General features: G+C 62.3%; 6 protein-coding genes. 1 reads left to right on the top strand and 5 read right to left on the bottom strand.

The window, feature by feature from the left end:
• Nucleotides 1-182 precede the first annotated feature (182 nt).
• The 4 genes from PLJ71_22290 to PLJ71_22275 all read right to left on the bottom strand — a co-directional run bounded on the left by PLJ71_22290 (nt 183) and on the right by PLJ71_22275 (nt 1,975).
• Nucleotides 183-509 (bottom strand): hypothetical protein, encoded by a 327-nt coding sequence (locus tag PLJ71_22290; protein ID HQM51419.1) that lies wholly within the window; start codon nt 507-509, stop codon nt 183-185.
• A 597-nt stretch (nt 510-1,106) separates the two neighbouring features.
• Entirely contained in the window at nt 1,107-1,295 is a 189-nt protein-coding gene (locus PLJ71_22285; GenBank protein HQM51418.1) for a type II toxin-antitoxin system HicA family toxin, read from the bottom strand.
• Nucleotides 1,292-1,507, bottom strand: a complete 216-nt coding sequence (locus PLJ71_22280; GenBank protein HQM51417.1) for a type II toxin-antitoxin system HicB family antitoxin — start codon at nt 1,505-1,507, stop codon at nt 1,292-1,294. The genes PLJ71_22285 and PLJ71_22280 overlap by 4 nt, the downstream gene beginning before the upstream one ends.
• Nucleotides 1,508-1,555: 48 nt before the next feature.
• Nucleotides 1,556-1,975 carry a hypothetical protein gene (locus PLJ71_22275; protein ID HQM51416.1) on the bottom strand — a complete coding sequence of 140 codons (420 nt, stop codon included), beginning with the start codon at nt 1,973-1,975 and terminating at the stop codon, nt 1,556-1,558.
• 417 nt (nt 1,976-2,392) lie between these two features.
• Here PLJ71_22275 and PLJ71_22270 point away from each other — a divergent pair, with 417 nt between their 5' ends.
• Nucleotides 2,393-4,612: a choice-of-anchor J domain-containing protein gene (locus tag PLJ71_22270; GenBank protein HQM51415.1), complete on the top strand. Its 2,220-nt coding sequence runs from the start codon at nt 2,393-2,395 to the stop codon at nt 4,610-4,612.
• Nucleotides 4,613-4,762: 150 nt separating this feature from the next.
• Here PLJ71_22270 and PLJ71_22265 read toward each other — a convergent pair whose 3' ends face one another.
• Nucleotides 4,763-7,186: a hypothetical protein gene (locus PLJ71_22265; protein ID HQM51414.1), complete on the bottom strand. Its 2,424-nt coding sequence runs from the start codon at nt 7,184-7,186 to the stop codon at nt 4,763-4,765.
• Nucleotides 7,187-7,368: the final 182 nt, after the last annotated feature.

Raw genomic sequence — 7,368 nt, 5'->3', positions numbered from 1 at the left:
CCCAATGAAAACGGGGTTTTTCGTTTTCGGCTTTTTTGAAGGGTGAATTTTGACTCCCTGTGAAAACGTCTGAAATTCCACCACTAATTCCACCACTAAACTCTTCTGATTTTCAATAAGGTTGGGCGCAAACGGTTTTTTTCGCCTGCACCCCACCCAGTAAAAACGAAACGCCCTCTACCTCATTGAGTCGGTGACAGGCAGGCATCCAGAGCGGCCGCTAGATCCGCCACGCCGGGCCGGTTCAGTTTCCGGTCACAGACCAGGCCGCCCGAGGAGTCCCAGCGCGTGACGCGGATAATCGGCGCGTTGCCTCCGCCCGTCCAGCGGTAGGCCGCGTTGGACTCCCACGGGTTCAGCTCGCGGACAAGGACGATGTCCTCTCGAGCCGGCATTCCCGAGGCGGCCAACGCAGTCTCGAACCTTGTGCAATAGCCGCACAAGGGGTGCCCGGCAACAACCACCAGCGTCCTACCCGCCGCCCGCGCCTCGGCCGCGGCGCCTTCCACGTCCGCGTTCGGGTTCAGCGCTCGCGGCCGCCCGAGGGAGGGAGGCGCGGCCCCTTCAGCCGCGCCGCCGTCAGGCGCGGCGCTCGCGGCGCAAGGCCCTGCGCCTGCTCCAGGCGCGCCTCGCCCTCGCGCGGGAGCTGCCCCTGCCGCCCGCGGGCAAGCCCGCCCGCGAACCCATGCCCGCGCCCGTCTGCCGCCGCTGCAAGACGCCGATGCAGGCGGTGGAACAACTCCGTCCCGAACCGGCGCGATCCCCGCACTCCGCCGCGAGAGGACCTCCCGCGTGAGCGCGGCCCGCACATCCCCGACGCCCCCGGCAGGACGCCGCGCCCGCGCGGCCGTCCCGCCGCCGCTTTGCGCCCGGGCGGGAAAACGCGCCCCGCAGGTCCGCGAGCGCCTCCGCCGCCGCGCTTCCGCGCGCCTCGTTCCCCGGCCGGCGGGCAGACCTCATCGCCTGAAAACGGCCAGGCCGCGCGGATGCGGGACCCGCGCGGCCTGATAAATCCATGGGGCCACGTGCGCGCCCTCCCCCAACCCGCTTAGTCCAACCAGGGTTTCACGGCGTGTTCACGCGTGAAACCCTTTCATGGTTCTGCCTTATTTCGGATCGGGAACGGAAAGACACTTGCATATTTTGAAGGCTAAGCGATCCGAGATATCGGTGTGCCTCGGTACGGCTTCAATCCTGCCTGTGTTGACACTCGCCCAAAGGGAATGGGAGCCACCTTCGCGCTTCAGGTAACACCCATTTTGGCGTAGGTGTCGCAGGAGTTCGTTACGTTTCATCCAACCGCCACCAATTCCCGCATTGCTGTTGTCGGCAAACCGCGCAGTGCGTCTTCCCGACGATCAGCTAGTATCAAATCGATGGCCTCAGCCAGGTTCTTCAGGCATTCCGCCTTTGTCTTACCCTGTCCGTTAGCTCCCGGAATCTCGGGACTGTAGGCAATGAACCACTTCCCGGCCTGTTCCACGATTGCTGTAAACTCATTGTGCATCATCTCACCTCGTTTTGGCGTAAGTGTATCATTTTCCAAGCCGCCTTCTCAACCGCCATCCGTCCTCCATCGCTCTGCGTATTTCTTCCGTCCGCGAAGCAGGGCTCCACCTTTCTTGAGCAGGATGATGTACTCCCCTGATTCGAGAGACATAACAATGGTAGTGTCTGGAGAGTCGTCTGAAACCGGATTGTATTGAATCTGCCTCCAATCGACGCCGTTCTTCTTTAATTCAGTCTCCGTTTTTTCGTCGAGAATTTCTGCAAGTGTTCGAGGGCTGGAGAACCCATGACCTAAGGCCTCTGCTTCTAAGGCCTTTTCCGTCATGGCCCTATATATTGTTCCAAGACAACGCCCTTTGGCATCCAGACAGTGCATATCCCATGCGTTTCGCAAAACGGGATACATCACCAGAGCCAGAAGGCATGTGCCGACAGCGATCAATATGGCTGTCTTTCTCTTCTTCATGTCTTTCAGAACGTTCAGGGTGACGGTTCGTCTGGAGACGCGCTCGGCGCGGCTTCAGACGATACCTGTCCAACCTTTGTTTTCAGCACCTTGGGCGGCGAATACTCCATGATGTAACTGCTTTATCCCAATCATGTCAATCCTGTAATCCGAAACCCCGCTGCCGCGCCTCTGGAATCAGCACGACGTCGCTCTTCGGGCCTTGCCATCGGGCGCTGAAAGTTCTTGACCATAAGGCATCTCTGGAATACTCTCGCGAACACTTTTAGAGGGTATAACATGCAATATTCACGAACCGGTGTCGCTTGCAGAATATCTTTTTCTAGGCTCCTTCACAGAGTCCCATTCCAGGGCCTATGCGGGTGCGTCACGCTGCTCGCTGCGCTGCTGTTTCTTGCCGCCACAGCATCTGCCCAGATGCTGGAATCCTTCGAGAGCTCTACCTTTCCGCCACCCGGATGGACCAAGAAAAATCTTCAGGGCGGGTCGGGGTGGTATCAACTCCCGATAGGCGTTATGCCGCTTCCCGGCTGGGGGAACGGGACGAGTTCCGTCCCGGCGACAGCCGAGGCGGGCTCTCACAACGCCTATTGTTCCTGGACCACAGGCGGCGGTTCCTCGGAAGGTTATCACAACGACCAATGGCTGATCTCCCCCCGACTGAGCGGCCTGACCCCCAGCTCGACGTTATCCTACTGGCTCCGTTTCTGTTTCACCAACTTCCCGGACACGGTGTACGTGCGCATCTCCACCACCGGCCCGGACCCAGCGAACTTTACCATCATCGCTCAAACCAACGTGTGGGCGAGAAGTAGCGGCGGGAGCCAATTCCCGCCCTGGTTCAAGCGCACGATCAAGCTGGGCGACTTTGGCATCCCGCCGGGAACGCCTATCTGGATCGCGTTTCAGGAATACGCATGGGATAACGTACACGACGGCGCGGCCATCCAACTGGATGTCATCTCCTCGGACCTGACCGCACCGCCACAGCCGGCCACAAGCCCGACATCGCTGACGTTCGATGCCTACATCGATGGGACGAATGCTTCCGACAAGACATTCTCGATCCAAAATATCGGCTGCAGCGGGCTGAGCTTTTCAAATCGCCTGACCTTCGGATCAGGGCCCACCAACTGGCTGACCTTGTCGGGGCCGTCAATTGGAACCGTCGCGCGGATGGACAGTCAGGTCTATACCGCCGCCGTGGCGCATACCGGCCTGGACCTGGGTTCGTACTGCGCCACGAACGTCATCACCATCCCGGGTGCAACCAACAGTCCGCTTCGAATCCCCATCACATTAAACGTCATTCGGCGTCCCCAAACCGTTGCTTTCCCAAATCCGGGATCCCAGCTCACGACGAATATCGTGCATCTTGCAGGAACAGCCAGTTCGGGTCTGCCACTTTTCTACTCCTTGTATTCCGGCCCCGGCAAGCTTTCTGAAGGCTCCAATCTGACCTTCACCGCCGCCGGCGTGGTCAAGGTGATGGCCTGGCAACTCGGCGACCCACTCTGGGACTGTGCCCCGCCTGTTACGATCTCAATCAATGTCACCAAGGCGGGCCAGGCCATTGATTTTCCCGCCATCGGCAACCTCTGCGTAACCAGTACGGTGCCGCTCGCGGCAACGGCGTCAAGCGGACTGCCGGTTACGTTCGAGGTGGCTTCGGGGCCGGCGGTCATCTCCGAGGGCACAAACCTCGCTTTCACCGGCCCCGGTGTCGTCAGCATTCTGGCGTCGCAGGCGGGCAACGCGATGTACGAAGCCGCCCCGCCTGCTTCCAATGCATTCCGGGTGAGTGATCTCTACTCGTTAACGGTCGTTTCTCCCTACGGAACCGCTTGTCCTGCGGCAGGCGAGCATACCTTCTGGGAAGGAACGGTCCTGACCAACACGGTCAGCACACCGGATACGTATGGTGCCACGCAGTATGTCTGCGCGGGCTGGGTCATGAGCAGCCATGCGCCAACTTTGGGAGCGGGTACACAGGTCGTCATGACCGTAACCAACAGCTCCGTCCTGACGTGGCAATGGTCGACGAACTACTGGCTGGTGCCCGCCGCCGGACCGAACGGCTCGATCGACGCCAAAGGCGGCTGGTGCATGGCTGGCACAACAACACAGATAACCGCGACCGCGGACTCGTACTATCACTTCGCGAACTGGTCCGGTGATGCTGCGGGAAGCGCAAACCCACTCAACCTGCTGATGAACACGCCAAAATCCGTGACCGCGCATTTTGAGGAAAACCGGACCACCAGCCGGCCAACGCCGGAATGGTGGTTGGCGAAACACGGCATCACCAACAACTTCGAGGCGGCAGTCAATGACGATCCGGACCATGACGGTGCGCCGACCGGCGACGAGTATGTCATGAACACCGATCCGACCAACGGGCTATCCGTCCTGCGCCTGACCGGCATCGTTCCGTCAGCCACTGGATGGATACTGACGTGGCCATGCGCCACGGACCGCGTATATGACGTACAGTTTACCCGCACCCTGTCGGATCATGCCTGGTTGCCTGTGCCGGGCAAGACCAATCTCATGTCGACCACGGAGAGATTGTCCATAACGAATCCCCCGGACGCGGACGCGCGCCAGTTCTACCGCCTGAAGGTGCGCTTGCCGTAAACGCCCGCGTTCGGTGCCCGCTGTCCCTTCTCAGGTCCACGGCCATACGCGTTCTCGTGTACGTGAACGCGTACCGCTTTGCTGTGAACGTGCAGGCCCCCTCTGCGTTAAGAAACCAGAACCCTGAAACCAGAAACCCGGAACCCCCAATCACTTCACGCGCGACGCGGCCTCCAGCAGATCGAGGACCTGAAGACGCACGCTGTCCATCGTTCCGCGATCTTTGGCGACATGCCAATAGAGGCGTTCCGGCTTCACGGCAGCCACCGCCTCAGCCACACCGGCAGACAACACGCGCTCGGCCTCCTGCACCCACGGCGCATCGCGTCCTGCAGCGCGCGCCTGGTCCGTGAGATCCCGGAGCATGCAGAGCGCCTCGTAATCTTGCACGCCTTCGCGCAGGGCCTCGCTGTGCTTGCCGTCCAGCACGCTGTCCGGGCCCACGAAATAGGGCGAGTATTCGATGCCCGACTGGGCATAGGTGCGCCACGAATCCCCGATGCCGCCGCCGCAGCCCAGGGCCCAGTAGAAGGAACCCTTGGCACCGAGCTGAAACGCCAGCCACGCCTGCGCGCGATGATAGGTGACCGGGTCCAGCAATTTGGCTGGGCCGCTGCACGAGTACAGCCAAAGGGTTTTCCCCGCTGTCTGCTGGCGCACGTAGAAATCGCGGAACGTCGCGCCCTGCTGAGTCATCATCGGCGTGTTGGGGCAGAGGACATCGTGCAGGGCATACATCTCGGGGGCACCCTTGGCCGGATCAGTGTAGGTCGGATCGACGAACAGCGTCACGCCGAGGCGAGCGGCACGCACGGCCCGCGCCCACGCGATCAAGATCTCGTCCTGACTGCGCTCATGCGGTTCATCCACCAACAGGATGACCATCTGGCTCGCCTTCAAGCCCTGCCCCTCCAGATGCCGGACCCAGGCCGCGAGCCAAGCCCCGACCATAGCCGTGAAGCGCGGCGTGCCCATCTTCTCGCCGTGAAACGCAGGACCGACAGCAAAGAACACGCAATAGTTGCGGGCCCCTTGCCAACGCGCCGTCCACTCGTCCCAGAGCGTGTGGTCCAGCTCGTCGGCATTGAGCAGGCGGCCGGTCTCGTCGAAACGCGCCCCCTTGGGAAAGACGGCGGGTGTCGCCCAGGGGCTGTCGACATACAGATCGCGCATCAACGCCAGATTGGGCGCGAGATTACCGGGCGCGCGGTAGTAATCAGCGTCCCCCTGCACATAATCCCAGCCGCCCACATGCAGCCGCGGCTGGCGTGGAAACTCGAGAGTGCGCAGCCGCACGCGCACGGCCACGTCTCGACGGAAATCTATCGGCGGTGCATCGATCAGCAGATGTCCTTCGTGGACATCGGGCGGCGCGGCGGGACGGCGGCAGGAGAGCCACACCTGCCGTGTACAGCCCGCCGGCACATGGAGCGTGCAGCGGCCCTGACCGTCGGGAACAAGCGGCCGCAGCGCGGCCATCACCGGCTTGCGGCTCTGCGTATCGGTCGGCACCACCTCGCGCAGCTCCAGGTTCAGCGCGGCCGGCAGGCCCGTCAGCCGCAACGTAAACGGCAGCGCCCGGTCATGCGGATTCGTGAGGTTCAGCGCCTCGCCGCGCACCTCGCCGCGCATCAGGTCGAGCGACAACGCCGACATCTCCTCTCCCGTCGGCGGCAGGTCGGTCAGCGCGAGCGGATCCCAGCGGTTTCCCTGCCACAGGCGCGGCTGCGTCACGCCGACCGCCCGCAGGACCGGCGCATTGAGCGCCAGAATCCGTTCGTGTGTCTCGCCATACGGCAGCACGGTCTGCAGGGAACCGGGCATCTCCGCCGCCGTGCCGGCGATGGCCTCGCGCAGTCGGTCCGCCTCGCCTTTGTGCACCGCCAGCGCCGCGGCCACACCGTTGGACGCCGCCTGACTGAAGATCTCGGCCAGATCTTGGCGCAGCCGCGCCGCCACGCCGGACTGAATACAGGTCTCGTTGTAGAACCGGGCAGGATCATCGCTCTGGCGGCCCGGCATTGCTCCGCTCATCCAGTCATCAGGCCCGCGCCACACTTCAATCTCATCCACAAAGCAAAAGGGGCGCGCAGCAGCGATGACGCACACGTAGCGGCCGCGGCCTTTCAAACGGTCCGAGGCGAACCGGAAGGCTGCATAAGCCCCTTGCGGCGGCTTCGGCCCCTCGTCATTCCCTTCGCAAAGGTCTCCCAGGTACGTCCACGTTTTACGGTCCTCGCTCGCCAGCACATACAGGCACTCAGGCCAAGCCACGCCGGCAACGCCGGCCGCCGTGCTCCATGACACCCCGCAGATCGGCTCCACGCGGCCCAGGTCGATCGTACAGTAGACTGGCGCGACGCTACTCCATCCCACCGTGCCCGCCTGCGTCCAAAAGTAGCCTTTCACATAGGCGCCGTCCGTCAGTTGCGTCTTGTCTCCGGCGTCCGTGCAATGCGGGTAGCGCGGGGCCGGCGCCAGCGTGTACGGTTTGTTCAGCGCCACATTCATCGGCGTCGCAGTGCAGACTGATGCCGCAGCCGCCATGATCCAGATCCCTGTAAAGCGTTGCATGTTGTCCTCCGATCCCCCGCGGTTGCCATGGTCCGCCCCTGCGTACCGCAGCCCCACACGCGACACGCGATACTCTACCGTTTCCTTGCCCCGCTTGCAATCCCCTGAGGCGCATACTCCTGCGCTATTCACGGCTTTTTCTTTTAGGATTGTTTTGGCAATGGGAGATTGGGCGAACTTTG

It is taken from the genome of Candidatus Hydrogenedentota bacterium, assembly GCA_035416745.1.
Taxonomy (GTDB): domain Bacteria; phylum Hydrogenedentota; class Hydrogenedentia; order Hydrogenedentales; family SLHB01; genus UBA2224.
This window is presented reverse-complemented; position numbering and strand designations above follow the sequence as displayed.

Coding starts and splice junctions, on each gene's coding strand:
- PLJ71_22285 (HQM51418.1), bottom strand. CDS start 1,295: ATGAAACGTAACGAACTCCTGCGACACCTACGCCAAAATGGGTGTTAC.
- PLJ71_22280 (HQM51417.1), bottom strand. CDS start 1,507: ATGCACAATGAGTTTACAGCAATCGTGGAACAGGCCGGGAAGTGGTTC.
- PLJ71_22270 (HQM51415.1), top strand. CDS start 2,393: ATGCTGGAATCCTTCGAGAGCTCTACCTTTCCGCCACCCGGATGGACC.
- PLJ71_22275 (HQM51416.1), bottom strand. CDS start 1,975: ATGAAGAAGAGAAAGACAGCCATATTGATCGCTGTCGGCACATGCCTT.
- PLJ71_22265 (HQM51414.1), bottom strand. CDS start 7,186: ATGCAACGCTTTACAGGGATCTGGATCATGGCGGCTGCGGCATCAGTC.